This is a genomic window from Emticicia fontis, from assembly GCF_054779675.1.
The window spans coordinates 103,214-121,169 of the sequence record NZ_BAAGXU010000001.1 but is presented as its reverse complement, the minus strand read 5'-3'; the positions used below and the strand labels follow the sequence as shown (position 1 = coordinate 121,169).

Here is a 17,956-nt window from a genome sequence, read left to right as displayed (position 1 = left end):
TGTATTTGGCGTTTGAGATAAATCGTATAAAAAACCTGAGTAGTAATTTAGATACTGAGAATGGATGTTTAGTGAGAAACTAAATTTTGCCAATCACTAAATTGTCGCGCAGCGGCTGACCAATTGCTCATTCACTAAATTACTTAGACGAGGGAAAACCTCATCTATTGTAACCAAATATCGATAGAGATAGTTCTTTTTTACTGAGTAATAATTATGCGCTCGGTTTTCTCAAAATCGGCACCTTTTATTTTTACAATATAACTGCCATTCTCCACATTTCTTAAATTAAGGTCTTTGCGTTCGGTAGTATCTGTAAGATAAAATCTGTAGGCTAATTTGCCTGTATAGGTGTAAAATTCAAGGGTTACATTTTTGAGATTTTCTTTGGTTTCCAAATATACCAGATCAGTGGCAGGGTTCGGATACAAGGTAATATCTTCTGAGGCTAATCGTAAGAATAAAGACTTCGAAGCTACTGACTCACAAGTCAAGGTACGACCTCCTAACTGATAAGTTCTGACTACTGAAACCTGATAAGCCCCGGGTTCCTGTACTTTTAATGAGGCTACTCTGGAGGTAGTAAATTTGCTATTCTCCCGAATCCATTGAAACTGGTCTGATTCGCCAAGAGTTACATTCTGCGCTTGTAATGTGTAAATACCCAATTTATCTAAGTCAGGTGTTTTGGGCATTTCTCTTACGTGCGCATTCTGGGCATCTGATTCCTGTATACAACCGAAGGAAGTAATGGCTTTTACTCTGAAAGTAAAATCACCTACTGAATCTACCGAAATCTCTTTGGTGGTAGCATTATTGCTCCACAGAACACTTTCGTTGGTATCAGTGCGTAATTTAATGCTCGTGCCCTTGCAAACCAATGTATCAGGCGTAAATGTAATAGTTGGCTTGGCTGGTAGAGGGTTAATTCTCACATCTACATTATCAGATAGCTCTGTGCAACCAAAAGCATTGGTCGCTCTTACATTAAAATTATATACGCCTACGGTATCTATCGAAAAATCTTTGGCAGTCGTCTGATTACTCCAAAGCAGGGTTTCGTCATTATTCACGCTCAATTTAATGCTTGTGCCTACACACACTGAGGCATTGGGCGAAACGGCAATCTGTGGCTTAACAGGCGCAGGGTTTATCTTCACTTCCACAATATCAGAACTACTGGAAGCGCAACCAAATTCGTTGAATCCTCTTACCGAAAATTGCCCGTTATTGGTTACTGTCAGGTCTGTTGCATTCACTCCGGTACTCCACTGGAAATTTTTCAACTCTTCATCCATCGCTTTCAGATTGATACTTGACCTGATATTGGCACAAAACTCCAGATCTCCCTCATACGAAATCTGTGGTCTGGTAACCGGATACATAAAGTTTGTATTAACAGTGGGTGTCAGCAACTGGTTGCCTTGCCCATCTTGCACTTTCACAGAATACACCCCTTTATCTACGATAATCTGATTCGTGTTTCCTCCGTTCGACCAGTTATAGTTTACCAGATTATCAGGCAGAGTCAAGGTAGCCAGATTATTTGGGTCGCAATTAAGGTTTATATTTACGGCAGCTCTCGCCATAACTGGCTTTGAGTTTCTGAAAAAGTTATCGTCTAAAGATTTATCCCAGGCTTCGGCCAGGGCACTTAGTCCCATATTGCCTGGCCCGGCATTATTGAAATGCACAAAGTCTGGTCTGTTAAGTTGCAAATCGTCGGTATACGGCCCCGGAAATACATTATACCCCGGACGCTCAATTACAATATTTTGCCCTCTGATAATCTCAGGATTAGATGGATACTGATAGGTAAGTGAAGTTCGGGCCACTACCCAGCTTAAATCACCGCTGAATTGGGCACGTGCAATATCAATGAGCCTCATCAACTCAGTAGAGTAAGTTTCTGCCGATAGATGGTTGGGATGGTTATCGGTTTCACCTTGCAGCCATAGCAAAGAGCGTACCCCTAGCAATGCCCCATAATAATGTAAGGTATTGCGCAGATTGGTGTAGGGCAAGAGTTTGGGCATTACCTGGCCAAATATATTGGTGGTGGGCTTGCCTTCTGCACTTTCGCGCCAGTTAATAACCGAGGCACTTAATTCTCCGGCATTAAAAAACATAATAGGCACATTCAGTTTTCTGGCTAATCTATCCCCTAATTCGCCATAGCACCAGGCTGTATTACCAGCAGGAGCTATGTTCACCTGTGCCTCTAAATGAACAAAATTGAGGTTTTCGGGCAAGGGGTCAAAAACAACATCGCGGTTACTGAAATCAATGGCGTTCACCCGGTCATCATTTGCTCTCAGAACATTGTTGCCGGGTAGTTCTGAAAGCGGAAGACCTGAAGCATTCGATTGTCCTAAAGCCACAAATACTTCTCCGATACCTACTCTGTCGACTGTAATGGTTTGTAATACATTATTATTTTTAATGCCTCTTACCTCCATTTTATACCAGCCGCCAAAGCCTGTCAACCTGCCAGAAAAATAACCTGCTTTAGGATTGTCCTGTATCGTTGTCCAGTCAATAGGCGTACCCCATCCATCAGCTACAGGAATCAGTCTTGCTTCAACTTTATCAATAGGTTGGGAATAATTACCCATAATCGTAATAAAGCCAAGATTATCGTTATTTCGCTGAAAAACGATTCGATTGGTAGGAAAAGAAAGAGAAATCTGTGCAAAAGACTGAATAGAAAAAAGAAAGACAAAAAAAGACAGAACACGTTTTCTTCTGAAAACTTCTAACGCATGAAAGAACATCTTAAACAGTTTTAGCAGGGTTTATGCAAAATTAAGATTTTTGACGGACATATTGACAATCATGTATCATTATTAGTAAATAAATGAGTAGTAAACACAGACTAAATGCCCTAATTTTGCAAAAAATTGATTAATTGAGTATTGGAAACACCATTTGCAGTAATTTTTGATATGGACGGTGTCATCTGCGACACGAATCCGCACCACTCACTTGCCTGGAAAGCATTCTTGAAAAAATTTGAGATTGATGCCACTGAAGACGAGTTCATTGCCCACATGTATGGCAAAAGCAATAGTTATATTCTGAAATACTTCCTTAAAAGAGACGTAATAGGCGATGAGTTTATTGCAATGGAGTTTGAAAAAGAAGCACTTTTCAGACAATTGTATGAACCTGAGGTAGTACCGATTGATGGCTTGCTGGAGTTTATAGCTGATTTGAAAGCCAACGGTGTAAAAACAGGTATCGCCACCTCGGCGCCTGTAGAAAATCTTGAACTGATTTTGAGTAAACTGCCGTTAGCTGCTCAGATGGAATCATTACTATCCAGTGCTGATGTAATTCATCATAAGCCCAGTCCGGAGGTATACCTGAAATCAGCAGCTAATCTGGGAATTCCACCTCAAAACTGTGTGGTATTTGAAGATTCACACGCAGGCGTGTCAGCCGGAAAAGCCGCAGGGGCAAAGGTAATAGGCGTATTAAGTACCTATAAAAAAGAAGAACTTCCTGTTTGCAACGATTATATCTGGGATTATAAAGAAATGAGTTACCAGAAAATTAAAACGCTGGTTGAGTTATGAAAATAGAACATCTGGCTATCTGGGTAAGAGATTTGGAGTTGATGCGAAGTTTTTATATGAAATATTTCGACGGAAAATCGAATGAGAAGTATAGAAACGATAAGAAGAACTTTGAGTCTTACTTTATTTCTTTTGAGGATGGTGCAAGGCTGGAGCTGATGCAAATGCCCAATATTACTGATGCCAATAATACCGGACATGAGCAGTTTATAGGTATTACACATTTTGCGGTTTCGGTAGGTAGTAAAGAAAAAGTAGATGAACTAACCGAGATTCTCAGAAATGATGCTTTTGAAATAGTAGGAGAGCCCAGATGGACAGGAGACGGCTATTATGAGAGTGTCATATTAGACCCTGAAAAAAACAGAATTGAGATTACAGCTTAAGCTGCCAAAAAATATTTTACCAAAGAAAAGCGTATCATTCTTCTGCATACAAGTATTGTATGTGTTTCGTTCTATACCGTTATTTATGTTTAAGCACTTATCCACTTTTTTCTTCCACCGCCAGAGTCTGGCAGTAGCTACGGTTTTTACAGCTATGGGTATTTTGTTTGGTAGCTGGGCTACGTTAATCCCCTTTGTCAAACAAAAATATGCCTTAGACGATGCTCAGTTAGGGCTATTATTACTTTGCTTTCCTTTGGGTGCTGCCGGGATGAATCCGTTTACCACGATCCTGATTAATCGTTTTGGTATGCGCACCATGACACTTGCCGGGTTGATTGGTATGTCAATACTATACACTATGCCCGTGAGTATGAATTACCTTCCATTAGTTGCATTCAGTTTGTTTTTAGTTGGTCTGAGTATTTCGGTGACGAATGTATCAATGAATACCTGTGTGACGAGTCTGGAGCATCAATACAATATCAATATTATGTCTACCTGCCACGGAATGTTCAGTGCGGGGTTGATGTTGGGGTCTATTCTGGCTAGTTTTATGCTGGGGATGAAAATCGCTCCCGCTTATTATATGTGGATGCTGGCTATCAGCTTTATTGCTCTGGCCTTGTTTATTCGTCCCACTATAATTGGTATTCATGAAGAAAAGATAGAACAAAGCGAGGGAGCCAGATTTGTATTCCCGAAAGGCGCTTTATTATTAATGATATTAATCAGCCTTTGCACGAATATTACTGAAGGAACTATGGCCGACTGGACAGCCGTCTATATGCGAGATGTAGTACAAACACAAGATTATTTCATTGGCTGGGGTTTAGCAGGTTATTCGCTATGTATGTCGGTAGGGCGTTTTGCCGGAGATGCGTTGATTCCTAGATATGGTGGTAATACGGTGCTAAGGGTTGGAGGTATCATAGCTATTTGTGGTATTATAGTAGCTATTGCATTACCTTATACTGCTACAGCAATTCTTGGCTTTGCTATGGTTGGTGCAGGTGTGTCTTGTGGCGCACCTATATTATATGGTAGCTCGGCCAGAGTGCCGGGCATGGCCAAAGGTGCAGGCTTAGCCACAATGAATACTTTCAGCATGGCCGGATTTCTTGCCGGACCGGTGCTGATTGGCTTTGTTTCTGAAAGCATTAGTTTGCCATTTGCCTTTGGTTTAATAGCTTCTTTAGGTTTAGTATGGGTTTTATTAGTAAATAAGGTGAAATTATACTGATTTTATAATAAATATTTTTCTGGCATACAAACCTTATGGAATGATATTTGTTTTACAATAAAGTAATAGAATATACACGAAGAATCGATTCACTAAATCGTACACAAAAAAGTCAACCTGCCCATATAAATTTGATTACCATTAAATAAAATTTAGAGAAAAAGCTTTTTCTTCTAGATAACACTCATTAATTTTATAATCGGAAAACAGAAAAATAAAGCAGGATTATATGAAAAAAATTATTTACTCTCTGGGAGTATGCCTTGTTGCTACTCAACTACACGCACAGGTGGTTAACAACACTGACTTTTATGTAAGCGAAGGAGCAGTAGTTAGCTTCAATACTGATGTAGTAAACGAAGGGAAACTTACAAATAACGGTAAGATACACTTCCAAAAAAACTTTGACAATCTTAGCACAGTAAAATCGGCAGGTACAGTTGTTTTTGATGGCAGCGCACCTCAGGTTTTGAAAAGCTCAAAAGAATTGTCGTTCGGCCAATTGCTATTAGACAACGATTTAAAGCTTGAAACAGCTGTTCGTGTTGACGAAAACCTTTCTTTCCGCAGAGGTATTATCGAATCATCGGCACAAAATCCTTTAGTATTTGCTGCAAATGGTAAATATGATGGCGCTTCTGACTTCTCACACGTAAGAGGTGTAGTAAGCAAAGAAGGAAACGATGCTTTTGAGTTCCCATTAGGTGACGGTACAAACTTCCGCTCTTTCAGAGTAGCAAGATCTAACGAAAGCCAGACTTTAACAGCTGCTTATTTATATAAAAGCCCATTAAACGTTTCAGAACAAGTATCAGAAGGCGTTGACGCTATCAACCAGACTGAATACTGGTCGTTAAGATCAGAATCTTTAAAATCTTCTGCAACGGTTTCAGTAAACAGCAAATCTGATTTAGATGGAATCGCTTTCTTGGATAAAGGAACATGGTCTATGACAGAAGATGCTAATCTTTCTTCTGCTACTAACCTGAAAGACGGTGCTCTTTTTACTTTAGCAAGAAGCCGTAACATTCAACCAGCAATTGGGGTATATCCAAACCCAACCGAAGGTGAATTTTTCTTGAAACTTTCAGGTATGAACGAAAACGAAAAGATTATTGTAGATATCACTAATCAAGACGGTTCTAAAATTATGCACAAAGAAGGTTTCGTAAAAGACCTACGTAAAGCATATTTACTACCTGAAAACCTTGCTGCTACTGAATTAACTGTAAGAGTTATCAAAGCAGACAACAAAGCTTTATTCCAAAAAATGATTTTGAACAAATAATCATTATTTGAAAAAAATACATTACCAGAAAAGCTGCCTTCATGAAGGTAGCTTTTTTGTTTACTAAAACTCATAGAAATATTGTGCAAAAAGCCAGGCGACAGCTTTTTACTGACAATATTAACGTAAACAAATTTTCTGCACAGGTATCAATAAAGACTCCTGTCTTCAAAATGTTTTTTTAGTAAGAATTTTAGTAAAAATAGATGTATAGTTTTTGGCCGAAAGTTGATTTACGAAAAACACACACGAAATAAAGCAGTGTAGATATCGGAAAGCAAGGATCATATGAGAGAAAAAATATTTAAGGAATTATGCAACCTTTTTATATTTTTATCATCTTATTTTAGTACATACATAAACTATACCAAAATCATGAAAAGACTATTCATTTTATTCATCTTTTTTTCAACAACAGTTTTTGCACAAGATAAACGTACATTCAACGTGTCGGGATTTGATAAACTGGACATGGGAAGTGCCTTTGTGATAAATGTGACACAAGCCAGCTCTTATAAAGTAGAAGTAGAAGGCCGCGAGCAAGACGTGAAAGATTTAGTTGTAAAAGTGTCAGGTGGTAAGTTAAATATTGGTTATCCGAATAACTGGGGTGGCTGGAAAAACCGCAAAGAAGTATACATTACTATTACAATGCCGAAATTAACTGAGGTTGATTTCTCAGGTGCGAGTAAATCTAAAGTTACTGGCTTCAGCAGCGATAAACTGGATATAAGTGTATCAGGTGCTTCTCAGGCTACTTTTAATGTAGATGCCAAGAGTCTGCTACTGAATTGTTCAGGTGCTTCAGGCTTAAACATTACCGGTGACGGACAAACCCTGAGTGCTGATGTATCAGGTGCTTCAAGCATTGATGCTTATTCTTTTAAAGTGACTAATGCTAATGTTGATGCTTCTGGTGCAAGTGGAGTGAAAGTAAATGTTTCGAGCAAAATTATTGCAGGAGCAAGTGGTGCAAGTACTGTACGTTATAAAGGAGGCGCTAATTCGGTAGTAGCAAATACTTCTGGTGCAGGTTCGGTGAAATCGGCGAATTGAGATATTTAGTGAATGAGCGATTGTGTGATTAAGTTTCACAGATTTATATAATGAAAAAGGGGAAATAATTTCCCCTTTTTTATTACATCACCAACTCTTTTTCTGTCATAATAGTTAATACTTCTGTATCCATTAGACGGGTTTCTAAACCCTGGGTTTTAGGCAACTCATAATGGAAGAAATATTTCATGGTATGAATTTTACTTTCGTAGAAATCCACGTCATCGGTTCCTGCTGTTAGCTTCTGGTGTGCTACAAACCCTTGCTTTAACCATTGCCAGGCTACTACATTCAAGCTGAATAACTCCATATATAAGGTGGCATCAGACAAGAATCTTTCTATATCTCCTGTTCCGGCAATGCCTAATAGGTGCATGGTAACTCCCTGCAAGCGTTGGCTGCTTTCAGTAAGCAAGGTGGCGTATTTTTTCAACTCGCTGATTCCCATAGCTGCCTGAATAGTTTTACCTACTTCCTGCGCCAGAAGTTTCATGGTTTTTCCTCCGGCCAGCATTACTTTTCTGCCTAATAAATCCTGCGATTGGATGCCAGTCGTACCTTCATAAATAGGCGTAATACGAACATCTCTATAATATTGCTCAACAGGAAAATCTTCTGTAAAGCCATACCCACCAAAACATTGAACGGCGTCATTGATAGATTTTACACCATACTCGCAAGGGAATGTTTTGGCGATTGGCGTTAATAATTCTACCAATAAATGGGCATTTTCTTTTTCTTCAGGGTCGTCGCTGGCTTCTGATAAATCGAAAAACTTAGAAGTTTCTAATAACAAGGATAGTCCACCTTCCACTACTGATTTCTGGAACAACAACATCCGCTTCACATCAGGGTGTTGAATGATGGGTATTTGCGGTGTATCTAAAGCTGTTTTAGCATTCAATCTACGGCTTTGTGGGCGTTCTTTGGCATATTCTAAAGCAGCATAATAGGCGGCAGAAGTGATAGAAATACCCGTCAGACCTACGCCGATACGCGCCTCATTCATCATCTGGAACATATAGTTTAGTCCCTTGTTAGGCTCGCCAACCAGATAACCGATACAGTCATCGTTTCTATCGCCAAAGCCTAAGTGCATGGCCGGAACACCCTTCTGACCCATTTTATGATAAATGCCCATTGAAGTAATATCATTATCGGTGCCATCCAGACGGAATTTAGGCACCACAAATAATGAAATACCTTTGGTGCCTTTTGGGGCTCCCTTTATACGAGCCAGAAATAAATGGATTACATTATCGGTAGCATCATGGTCGCCGGCTGAGATAAATACCTTTTGGCCTTTGATTTTATATGTGCCATCTTCCAAAGGTTCGGCAGAGGAAGTAATATCAGATAACGAGCTTCCGGCTTGTGGCTCGGTGAGGCACATAGTGCCTTGCCATTTACCCGAAATCATGTTTTCGATATAATCTTTTTTCAACTGATCTGATCCAAAACTGGCAATCAGGCGAGCACCTCCGGCTGTCAGACCGATATACATCATCCCATTATTGGCCGACATCAGAATATAGCCTACGGCACTGGTAATAGAAACCGGTAATTGAGCGCCGCCATTTTCGTAGTCAAAATCAGCACCGATAATACCTGATTCTCCCACCGCCTTCAGGTAGTTTTTGATGGAAGGGTGAACTTTCACTTTCCCATCTTTCAGTTCAGGCTGATTTTTATCAACGTCTTTCACAAACGGGAACATCAGATTCTCGGCAATCTGGGTAGCCGCATCAATCGTCATATCGAATGTTTCCTTGTTGTGGTCGGCGAAGTAGCTATGCTTGGTCAGTGATTCTACCTCATGTACTTCATAGAGTAGAAAATCCACATTTCGTTTACTGAAAAATTTCGTTGCCATGATACTGTTCCTATGGGGTTTTATGGTGTTGAATAGAAAACAGATTAGATTCTTACATCAATCCTAACATTTTAGCATATTTCATCATCGCACCCGGATTCGATATTTTCAGCTTGCCCATCATCATCGCCATCATCGGGTTCATATCGCCGGTTGCTATTTTTACAAAATCATCGTCATTGGCCTTAATTACACATTCTGGTTCTCCAACCAGGCCATCTTTTAGCTCAGCTTTGCCGTCAGCTACTTGCATTGTGTAAGTAGATCCACCAAAATCAAAGTGTAATGTGGTATTTACATCACCAATTTCTGTTGTGCCGAGTTTGGCAGCGGTATTCTCTAAATATTCTTTTGCAGACATTTTTATATGATTTTTTAAGGAAAAATTGACTGGCGAAGTTAAACAAAATAAGATAGATATTATGCAAGCATACTAATAATTTTATGAAAAATTTGACATTTCAACTAAAAAAATAAATATTTGATACTTATTTAATGGTTGTTTCGTAATACTTACGTATATTATTTCAATTGCGAAATAGCCAATAAAATAGCAAGAATTTTTGCGTGCTGTCAATAACCCAATAAAAAATTCTTTCCGTATAGTTACTTTTCCCTAATCATACTGTCAAAATTGAAAAACAAAGCTTTTAAAGGAATTGCAGATGAGGAGTTGGTCCGTTTGTATATCGACACCCAACGTAATGGCTATTTTGAGGAAATTTATGATCGCTATGTTGATAAAGTCTACCGTAAATGTTTGTCGTTTGTAAAAAATGAAGCACAGGCCGAAGACTTTACACACGATATTTTTTTAAGAGTGGTGCTGAAATTGGGTTCTTTTAAAGAACACGCCAAGTTTTCTACCTGGCTTTACTCGATTACTTATAACTATTGTATGGATCAGGTAAGGCAGACCAAGAAACAGGCAGAGGTAGCGCTGGATGAAAACTTTGACCTGGCAGACGACGGAGATGATTTAGAATTAGTAGAAATGCAAACGCAAGGACTTAAAAAAGCCCTGCAAAAAATTGATCCTGACGAAAGAGCTATTTTGCTCATGAAATATCAGGACGATTTCAGTATCAAAGAAATATCGGAAACTTTTAAAATAACCGAGAGTGCCGTGAAGATGCGTCTGATGCGCACGAAAGAGAAACTGAAGAAAATATATACCGAGAATATTGTATTCTTCCTGATTATTGTCATAAAAGCTATCTGGTTCTGGAGAAAGTAATTGGCCGGACAGAACATTTTAAGAAAGTTAAACCTGTTGAAAGATATAATTAGAAGAGAGATTCTTGAAATGTCGAATTCGATTTTCTAAAAAATATTTGTTATGACCGACGATACATTTCAAGATTTTGACGATGACGCTCAAGCCCCCGCGCACCTGAAAGGGATGATCACTGCGGAAATTGACGTTATCCGTGATATTATGCAGGTTGTAAAAATGTTTTTAGGAGAAACCATGGTGACGGGAGTGATATTGTTGCAGGAGTTGGAGAATAAAGAAGAAGAAAAAGACGGAAAGTAGTAATTTTAGATTGCATTAGTTTATGGATAGAAAAGTACCAAGTTTTGTTGAGACCCTTATGGAGACTTTTAATAATCTTATTAAGAGCTTTATGGGCTTTATATATAACCTGATCGGGGCATTAGCTATATTAATCATTGGGTGGTTAGTGGCTAAAGCGGTAGCGGCTATCACTAAAAGAATGCTTCAGCAGATAGGTGCTGATAGGATTGGTGAAAAGCTGACGCAGATTGAGCCAATTAAAAGCATGAAGGTAGAGATAAAAATAAGCACTATTATCTCTAAAATTCTATACTACTTTATTCTGATATTCATCTTGCGTCCGGCTGCAGATACTTTAGGTGTGCCTGCAATTTCGGATATGGTGAAATTGCTGGTTGAGTTTATTCCGAAGATGATTTCGGCAGGTATTATGCTATTTGTAGGTATCTGGCTGGCTGACACGCTTCGTAATTTTGTGGTATCGCTTTGTAAGTCTTTCAATATTGCTGCCGGAAAACTGATAGGAACAGCCGTTTTCTTTTTCCTGTTGATCATCTTTGTGATTCAGTCGGTAGCGCAGGTGGGTATTAACACGAGCCTGTTGGAATCAAGCTTTAACCTTTTCATCGGCGGAATTATCTTTGCCTTTGCCATCGGTTATGGTTTTGCTTCTAAAGAAATATTATTGAATATTATCTCGTCGTTTTATAGTAAAAATAAATACAAGGAAGGGCAGGTAATAGAGATAGACGGAGTAAAAGGTGAGATTATTGCCATGGATAATACTACTTTAACACTACAAACCGAAGAATCGAAAACAGTATTTCCACTGCAAGTGCTTCAATCGAAGAAAGTTGTAATTTTTGACTAAACAAAAATTATTTAAGAATCTTTTGGGAAATTATTAGAATTACAGAATATATTATCCCTACTGGATACTGACTCTGAAAGGTTCAATTATACTACCGATATATCGTTCCTCTGGGACTAAAATATCCCATTAGGGATGTTATATCGGTAGAGAGAACTAACATATTTAAGAATAAAGTCCCGTAAGGACGGTATATTAAGATGTTTTAAATCTATTTCGCAAATGAGGCAATTATTAATTTTGTAACTCTTCTCAATAATCCAAACTGAGATTATAATCTTTTCAAACTACACTGTTCATCTATTGTATGGGCAGTCGTAAAGCTTTTGACCAAAATATCTAACCCAAATTTAATCCAATGAGAAAGTTTATTCTTATCACAACCATTCTTTTATCAGCCTCCAGCTTATGGGCGCAAAGAACTGATACACTTAGCCTGAAGAATGCCAAGACTCTGGCTGATTCATTAAAAATCGGGTTCTGGAAACCTAGAAATACACAATTTGGTATTAACTTTAGTCAGGCAGCATTCAATAACTGGCAAGGCGGTGGTATCAACAACTGGTCGATTGGAGCCTTGTTCAACAACCATGCAGAATATTATAAAAACAAAGGGGCTTTTATCAGTGACATACAATTTCAGCTAGGAACCATCAATAATAAAGGACAAAGAAGCGCCAAAAGTATTGACCGTTTGTTTCTGGAAGCTAAATATGCACATAAAATCAGCCCTAAAATCAATTGGTTTGCGGGAGCTAACTTTTTGTCACAATTTGCCAATGGCGTGGCTTATGAGAATGATGGTTTGCCTACCCAACGCAAAAGAACTATCTCGAGCTTTATGGCGCCGGGGTATCTGGCTGAGGGCATAGGGGTTGAGTATAAACCAGTTCCGTATTTTGTATTACAATTAGGCGGTGCAACCCTTCGTCAGACATTTGTTTCAAGCGATAAAGTCTTTACCGATTTTACCGAATACAATAAAAAAGATGAGGCTTATGGCGTGAAAAAGGGTAAGAAAGTATTGTTTGAAACAGGTTTACAGTTAGTAGCTGCTTTTGATAAAGATATTGCTAAAAATGTGAATCTGAAAATGCGCTATCAGGGATTCCTGGCCTATACACCCAAAAGAGAAGCGCCTGATAAAAACTCAATCGACCATAATATAAACCTGATTGCCACTGCTAAAGTGAATAAATATCTGAACGTGAACTTTACGCTTTTAGGAATCTATGACCGCGACCAGATTGATAAGTTCCAGATAAGTCAGGGGTTTGCCGCAGGATTATTGTTTACACTCTAGAGACAGTTTGAGTTAAATTTTTATAAACCTTTAAATGCCTGAAAATCGATGCTGAAAGAATTCAAAACCTTTATTGCGCAGGGCAATGTCCTTGACTTAGCTATTGGTGTGGTGATTGGTGCTGCCTTTGGCAAAATCACAACCTCTTTGGTAGATGATATTATTATGCCTATCGTCAATGTATTGACAGGAGGTGGAGTTACGGGTGGAATTGTTTTAAAAGCAGCCACGGTTGATGCCGCAGGTAAAGCAATACCTGCCATTACAATCAACTATGGTAACTTTTTGAGTGTGGTAATCAACTTCTTTATTATTGCTTTTGTACTCTTCCTGATTGTGAAAGCAGCCAATAAAATGAAACTGACAGACAAATAATCATACCTGACTTAAGATAAACCTCTTGTATGTATTGACCCACGTGCAAGAGGTTTTTTAATCGGTGTCCGGTAAAAAAGGACTGGGAATATAAAACAAACCAAACATTATTTGGTTTATTAGAGAGAAATATGGGTGAAACCGATAGTTATTGCAGGATAGTGGCCTTAGAATAAATTTTCCTGTTTTTCTTTTACTTTCCATCATAATTAATTTACATTTGTTATCAGGTTTAATTTTGGGCATAAAACTGCCCTGAGTTAAGTCAATCGTGCTTATATCCTATAATCTTTTTGCGGTGTTCCGCACATTACGTCATGGAAACGTGGTTAAAAGACAAACTGCGTGGCGACTGGCAGATCTGGTTTATTATCGCCGTGCTTTCGTTATTCAGTATACTGGTCGTTTATAGCGCCAGTTCTGCTCTTGCTTATAAAAGAGCCGGTGGCAACACCGAAAGTTACCTGCTATCGCATACTATCCATCTATTATTAGGGCTGGGAGTAATCTGGTGTATGCACCGGATCAACTACACAAACTTTGCAGGAGTTTCAAGATTATTGCTCTGGATTACACCCGTTCTGCTGATGTATACCTTTTTCTTTGGTACAACAGTAGGGGGCACCAAACGCTGGATCAACATCTTTGGAATCTCGTTTCAGTCGTCAGACCTGGTACGTCTGGTTTTAATTACCAATCTGGCTGCCATGCTGGCCCGTAGACAAAACATGGAGTATAATCCCAAGACTTTGTTAGGGCTGATTTTCTGGTGTGGTTTATTGTGTGGCATGCTGGCTATTACCAATTTCTCAACGGCAGTTATTCTGGGGCTTACCTGCTTTATTATTATGTGGGTTGGCCGTGTGCCTGCGCGCTACCTGTTTCGTATGGCGGGCTTTGTGATAGGGGCTATTGTGATAGTGGTAAGTATTAGTATTTTCTTATACAACAGGGGTGTAGACTTTGGCCGTGGGCAAGTGGTATTAGAACGTATTGAAGCGTTCATGAATGTAGATTTGAATAAGGATAAAGTAATAGGTAATGTCGATAGAGACGATAATTATCAGCGAGACCAGGCCATGATTGCCATTGCCAGAGGTGGAGCGATAGGTATCGGCCCCGGAAAAAGTTTTCAACGTAATTATCTGCCAGAGGCCTTTTCAGACTATATCTATGCCATTATTGTAGAAGAATATGGTTTCGTAGGGGCAATTGTGGTAATGTTTATGTACCTTTGGCTTTTGTATAGAGGGCTGAAAAATGTCGAAAATACCAATCGGGCTTTTGGGGGGCTGCTCTGTGTGGGGCTTACCTTTAGTATTGTTTTTCAGGCATTTGTTCATATGTTTATCAATGTAGGATTAGGCCCTGTAACCGGACAAACGCTGCCCTTGATGAGTATGGGAGGAACCTCCATCTTGTTTACTTCGGTAGCCATTGGTATTGTATTGAGTGTAACCAAAGGCGAGCACGACGAGGGTAAGGTGGCAGCATTAAAATAATGAACTAATTTCGATAAAATTCTGAATGAATAAAGGCGCTAAAATAATTATTTCGGGTGGAGGTACAGGCGGGCACATATATCCTGCAGTGGCAATTGCCAATGAACTGAAAGCTAAAAACCCTGATACAGAAATCTTATTTGTAGGTGCCGAGGGGAAGATGGAAATGGAGAAAGTACCTAAAGCGGGCTATGATATCATAGGCTTACCCATTGCAGGTATCAATCGTTCTAATATGCTGGCCAATATAGGGCTACCTTTCAAGCTGATCAGAAGTTTATGGAAAACGTATAGTGTTATCAAAAACTTTAAGCCAGATGTGGCTATCGGTGTAGGAGGTTATGCAAGTGGGCCGACTTTGATTATGGCTAATTTCCTGAAAGTACCTACGCTGATTCAGGAGCAAAATTCCTTTGCCGGAGTTACGAATAAAAATTTAGCCAAAAAGGCAAAGAAAATATGTGTAGCATACCCGGGCATGGAGAAGTTTTTCCCGGCTGAGAAGATAGTAGTGACGGGAAATCCGGTAAGAAAAGATATACTCGAAACTGCCTCTAAGCGCGAACAGGCATTGAAGCATTTCGGTTTAAGCGATGATAGAAAGATATTGTTGATCATCGGAGGTAGCCAGGGAGCGAAAACCATCAATGAGTCTATTAAAGCCGGTTTGAATGATTTGATTTCGAATGATTTACAGATTGTCTGGCAGACCGGCAAATTGTTTATTGAACAGGCAAAAGAAGCGGTTGAGGCTTTGCAGACTAATCGGGTATATGTATCTGATTTTATCTATGAAATGGATCTGGCCTATGCCGCGGCCGATTTAGTGGTTTCAAGAGCGGGCGCTTTATCGGTTTCTGAATTATGTCTGGCCGCTAAGCCATCCATATTAGTACCGTTTCCGGCTGCCGCAGAAGACCACCAGACACAGAATGCTTTGAGCCTGGTAAATGTAAACGCCGCATGGCTGGTAAAGGATGTAGAGGCAAGAGAAAAACTGGTGGATAAAGCCATTGAACTGGCGGATAATCCGAAAACGATGCAAGAATTAAGTAAAAACATCAAGACTTTAGCGAAACCGAATGCAGGGCAGGAGATAGCCGAAGAAGTCTTACGTTTAATATAGAATACCTGAAAATCCTTTATGAAAATTTTCTTTTCTGAAAACAGAGTTGATTATTCAAATTATACCTTCGATTACGCGATTTATTGTTATAAAGAATCGCAGGAGGAAATGCCTGAAATATATGCAAAAGGATTTTTACCTTATACAGGCGATTTGAGCATAGAGGGAGATATTTTTTACCTGGCCAGAAGTTTACGGGTAGAATTGGATAGTTTTGATGATACTTCTGAGAACCGAAGAGTCAATCGTTTAGTGGAACCGTTAAAGGTAGAACTGGAGGTAATCAGAAAAGAAGATTTTGATTTAAACGATCCGGCCTTTGTTGATTTCTGTCAGGAATATATCTCGCAACGTATAGGCGACGATAATATGAGTATAGAGCGTTGGCAATATATCCTGTCGAGAGAAATAGGAACGCATATTTTTCGTTTTTCATCAGAGGGTAAGTCTTTAGGATTTATTTTGACGGCTCTGGACGAAACTCTATTACACTACTGGTTTGCGTTCTTTGATACCGAATATATGCGTACGCACTCGTTGGGTAAATGGATGATGTGGAGAGCCATACGCTGGGCAAAAGACAATGGGTTGAAATTTGTGTATCTGGGTACAGCCTATAAACCGGGGGCTCTATATAAAATCAGAGACCATAAGGGGCTAGCCTACTTTAACGGGTATGAATGGAGCAAGGATATTGAAAAATTAAAAGAACTTTGCAAAACCGATTTAGAACCCAAAGAAGCCGACCATTTTAAGCTAATGGGCGATAAGAATGGGTTTTTGAAGAAATTAGTGATTTAGTGAATGAGTGATTTAGTGATTGTTTTAATCGTGAATAGCGAATTGTGAATTAGCGAATATTAAAATAATTAGTTATTCTAAATTGAGTTTTCTGCCACGATGTACACAAAGATGCACTATGTGACACAATTATTCGCTAATTCACCATTCACTAAATCACACAATCGCTCAATAAATTTTACGTGCTAATTGAAAATGGAAAGGAAAGTTAATTTTAAGAAAATAGGCAGATGGGTCATGGCTGGGAGTGCCTTGGCTGGGGTTGTCGTATTGATTATTTTTTCGAGTAATACCTTTTCGACTGACCGTTGCAAAAAGATTGAGGTGAACATTAAAAATGCTGACGAGCAATTTTTTATCGATAAAAAAGAAATCGAAAATCTGGCTACCAAACAGGGTAGTGACCAACTGACAGGGAAACTTTTCGAAAAGATAGATTTAAGAGAAATTGAAAAAAGAGTATTAAAAAATAAACAAATCAGGAGCTGTCAGGTTTTCAGAGGTATAGAGGGTAATCTTAATATAGATATAGAGCAGCATATTCCGATAGCCAGAATTCTGATGTCTGACGGGCGCGAAGATGTGTATGTAGATAAAGAAGGGTATTTTTTTCCCCTCTCTGAAAGATATTCCGCAAGAATTATATTGCTTTCGGGCGAATATTTCCGAAATTTGCCGAGTTTAAAGCAACAACGTCAGGAAAAATTATTAAATTTCATCAATTTAATAAATGATGACGCTTTCTTAAGAGCTCAATTTACCCAATTAGATATTAACCGAGCCGGAAATATCACGATTGTTCCTCTACTTGGGAAACACGTAGTTGAGTTTGGAGAAGCTGAAAACGTTCAGAATCGATTGAATCGCTTAAAAATATTTTACAAACAGATTTTACCTGTACAGGGCTGGGACACCTTCTCGCACGTGAGTGTAAAGTATGATGGACAGGTAGTTTGTAAGTAAAGAGGTCGGCATTTATAATTTTATGATAACCTCCATAAAGCTAAATGGTCATGGATAAATGCCTTAAAATAT

General features: G+C 39.0%; 17 protein-coding genes. 14 read left to right on the top strand and 3 right to left on the bottom strand.

Features of this window, described 5'->3' with window-relative positions:
* Nucleotides 1-200: 200 nt before the first annotated feature.
* Nucleotides 201-2,774, bottom strand: coding sequence for a T9SS type A sorting domain-containing protein (locus tag ACYVFA_RS00460; protein ID WP_460469813.1), 2,574 nt, complete (start codon nt 2,772-2,774; stop codon nt 201-203).
* A 141-nt stretch (nt 2,775-2,915) separates the two neighbouring features.
* Between ACYVFA_RS00460 and ACYVFA_RS00455 the strand changes: the two genes are divergently transcribed.
* From ACYVFA_RS00455 to ACYVFA_RS00435, 5 genes are all read left to right on the top strand, one after another.
* Nucleotides 2,916-3,578, top strand: a complete 663-nt coding sequence (locus tag ACYVFA_RS00455) for an HAD family hydrolase (protein WP_460469812.1) — start codon at nt 2,916-2,918, stop codon at nt 3,576-3,578.
* Nucleotides 3,575-3,964, top strand: coding sequence for a VOC family protein (locus ACYVFA_RS00450; protein ID WP_460469811.1), 390 nt, complete (start codon nt 3,575-3,577; stop codon nt 3,962-3,964). Before ACYVFA_RS00455 ends, ACYVFA_RS00450 begins: the two co-directional genes overlap by 4 nt.
* Nucleotides 3,965-4,049: 85 nt before the next feature.
* Nucleotides 4,050-5,207, top strand: coding sequence for an MFS transporter (locus ACYVFA_RS00445; RefSeq protein ID WP_460469810.1), 1,158 nt, complete (start codon nt 4,050-4,052; stop codon nt 5,205-5,207).
* Between the two features lie 229 nt (nt 5,208-5,436).
* Nucleotides 5,437-6,495, top strand: a complete 1,059-nt coding sequence (locus ACYVFA_RS00440; RefSeq protein ID WP_460469809.1) for a hypothetical protein — start codon at nt 5,437-5,439, stop codon at nt 6,493-6,495.
* 375 nt (nt 6,496-6,870) lie between these two features.
* The gene (locus ACYVFA_RS00435; protein WP_460469808.1) at nt 6,871-7,551 is read left to right on the top strand and encodes a head GIN domain-containing protein; all 681 of its coding nucleotides are present in this window, start codon (nt 6,871-6,873) and stop codon (nt 7,549-7,551) included.
* Nucleotides 7,552-7,633: 82 nt separating this feature from the next.
* On the opposite strand, the gene ACYVFA_RS00430 is transcribed toward ACYVFA_RS00435, so the two are convergent.
* Nucleotides 7,634-9,424, bottom strand: a complete 1,791-nt coding sequence (locus ACYVFA_RS00430) for an acyl-CoA dehydrogenase (protein ID WP_460469807.1) — start codon at nt 9,422-9,424, stop codon at nt 7,634-7,636.
* Between the two features lie 52 nt (nt 9,425-9,476).
* Entirely contained in the window at nt 9,477-9,785 is a 309-nt protein-coding gene (locus tag ACYVFA_RS00425; protein ID WP_460469806.1) for an SCP2 sterol-binding domain-containing protein, read from the bottom strand.
* Nucleotides 9,786-10,058: 273 nt separating this feature from the next.
* Between ACYVFA_RS00425 and ACYVFA_RS00420 the strand changes: the two genes are divergently transcribed.
* From ACYVFA_RS00420 to ACYVFA_RS00380, 9 genes are all read left to right on the top strand, one after another.
* Entirely contained in the window at nt 10,059-10,661 is a 603-nt protein-coding gene (locus ACYVFA_RS00420; protein ID WP_460469805.1) for an RNA polymerase sigma factor, read from the top strand.
* Between the two features lie 102 nt (nt 10,662-10,763).
* Entirely contained in the window at nt 10,764-10,961 is a 198-nt protein-coding gene (locus ACYVFA_RS00415; RefSeq protein WP_460469804.1) for a hypothetical protein, read from the top strand.
* A 22-nt stretch (nt 10,962-10,983) separates the two neighbouring features.
* Nucleotides 10,984-11,814 (top strand): mechanosensitive ion channel family protein, encoded by an 831-nt coding sequence (locus ACYVFA_RS00410; RefSeq protein ID WP_460469803.1) that lies wholly within the window; start codon nt 10,984-10,986, stop codon nt 11,812-11,814.
* A gap of 358 nt (nt 11,815-12,172) precedes the next feature.
* On the top strand, nt 12,173-13,117 hold the full coding sequence (locus ACYVFA_RS00405; protein WP_460469802.1) for a DUF3078 domain-containing protein: 945 nt from the start codon (nt 12,173-12,175) through the stop codon (nt 13,115-13,117).
* A 48-nt stretch (nt 13,118-13,165) separates the two neighbouring features.
* Nucleotides 13,166-13,492: a large conductance mechanosensitive channel protein MscL gene (mscL, locus tag ACYVFA_RS00400; protein ID WP_460469801.1), complete on the top strand. Its 327-nt coding sequence runs from the start codon at nt 13,166-13,168 to the stop codon at nt 13,490-13,492.
* 317 nt (nt 13,493-13,809) lie between these two features.
* A complete protein-coding gene (locus ACYVFA_RS00395) occupies nt 13,810-14,994 on the top strand; it encodes an FtsW/RodA/SpoVE family cell cycle protein (protein ID WP_460469800.1) in 1,185 nt (394 codons plus the stop codon).
* Nucleotides 14,995-15,019: 25 nt separating this feature from the next.
* The gene (gene murG, locus ACYVFA_RS00390) at nt 15,020-16,120 is read left to right on the top strand and encodes a UDP-N-acetylglucosamine--N-acetylmuramyl-(pentapeptide) pyrophosphoryl-undecaprenol N-acetylglucosamine transferase (RefSeq protein ID WP_460469799.1); all 1,101 of its coding nucleotides are present in this window, start codon (nt 15,020-15,022) and stop codon (nt 16,118-16,120) included.
* A gap of 18 nt (nt 16,121-16,138) precedes the next feature.
* Nucleotides 16,139-16,921 carry a GNAT family N-acetyltransferase gene (locus ACYVFA_RS00385; RefSeq protein WP_460469798.1) on the top strand — a complete coding sequence of 261 codons (783 nt, stop codon included), beginning with the start codon at nt 16,139-16,141 and terminating at the stop codon, nt 16,919-16,921.
* Nucleotides 16,922-17,116: 195 nt separating this feature from the next.
* The gene (locus tag ACYVFA_RS00380) at nt 17,117-17,884 is read left to right on the top strand and encodes a cell division protein FtsQ/DivIB (RefSeq protein ID WP_460469797.1); all 768 of its coding nucleotides are present in this window, start codon (nt 17,117-17,119) and stop codon (nt 17,882-17,884) included.
* Nucleotides 17,885-17,956: the final 72 nt, after the last annotated feature.

What these genes read in the sequence shown, in the direction of transcription:
- ACYVFA_RS00460 (WP_460469813.1), bottom strand. Translation starts at nt 2,774, where the DNA reads ATGTTCTTTCATGCGTTAGAAGTTTTCAGAAGAAAACGTGTTCTGTCT.
- ACYVFA_RS00450 (WP_460469811.1), top strand. Translation starts at nt 3,575, where the DNA reads ATGAAAATAGAACATCTGGCTATCTGGGTAAGAGATTTGGAGTTGATG.
- ACYVFA_RS00445 (WP_460469810.1), top strand. Translation starts at nt 4,050, where the DNA reads ATGTTTAAGCACTTATCCACTTTTTTCTTCCACCGCCAGAGTCTGGCA.
- ACYVFA_RS00440 (WP_460469809.1), top strand. Translation starts at nt 5,437, where the DNA reads ATGAAAAAAATTATTTACTCTCTGGGAGTATGCCTTGTTGCTACTCAA.
- ACYVFA_RS00435 (WP_460469808.1), top strand. Translation starts at nt 6,871, where the DNA reads ATGAAAAGACTATTCATTTTATTCATCTTTTTTTCAACAACAGTTTTT.
- ACYVFA_RS00430 (WP_460469807.1), bottom strand. Translation starts at nt 9,424, where the DNA reads ATGGCAACGAAATTTTTCAGTAAACGAAATGTGGATTTTCTACTCTAT.
- ACYVFA_RS00425 (WP_460469806.1), bottom strand. Translation starts at nt 9,785, where the DNA reads ATGTCTGCAAAAGAATATTTAGAGAATACCGCTGCCAAACTCGGCACA.
- ACYVFA_RS00415 (WP_460469804.1), top strand. Translation starts at nt 10,764, where the DNA reads ATGACCGACGATACATTTCAAGATTTTGACGATGACGCTCAAGCCCCC.
- ACYVFA_RS00410 (WP_460469803.1), top strand. Translation starts at nt 10,984, where the DNA reads ATGGATAGAAAAGTACCAAGTTTTGTTGAGACCCTTATGGAGACTTTT.
- ACYVFA_RS00405 (WP_460469802.1), top strand. Translation starts at nt 12,173, where the DNA reads ATGAGAAAGTTTATTCTTATCACAACCATTCTTTTATCAGCCTCCAGC.
- mscL (WP_460469801.1), top strand. Translation starts at nt 13,166, where the DNA reads ATGCTGAAAGAATTCAAAACCTTTATTGCGCAGGGCAATGTCCTTGAC.
- ACYVFA_RS00395 (WP_460469800.1), top strand. Translation starts at nt 13,810, where the DNA reads ATGGAAACGTGGTTAAAAGACAAACTGCGTGGCGACTGGCAGATCTGG.
- murG (WP_460469799.1), top strand. Translation starts at nt 15,020, where the DNA reads ATGAATAAAGGCGCTAAAATAATTATTTCGGGTGGAGGTACAGGCGGG.
- ACYVFA_RS00385 (WP_460469798.1), top strand. Translation starts at nt 16,139, where the DNA reads ATGAAAATTTTCTTTTCTGAAAACAGAGTTGATTATTCAAATTATACC.
- ACYVFA_RS00380 (WP_460469797.1), top strand. Translation starts at nt 17,117, where the DNA reads ATGGAAAGGAAAGTTAATTTTAAGAAAATAGGCAGATGGGTCATGGCT.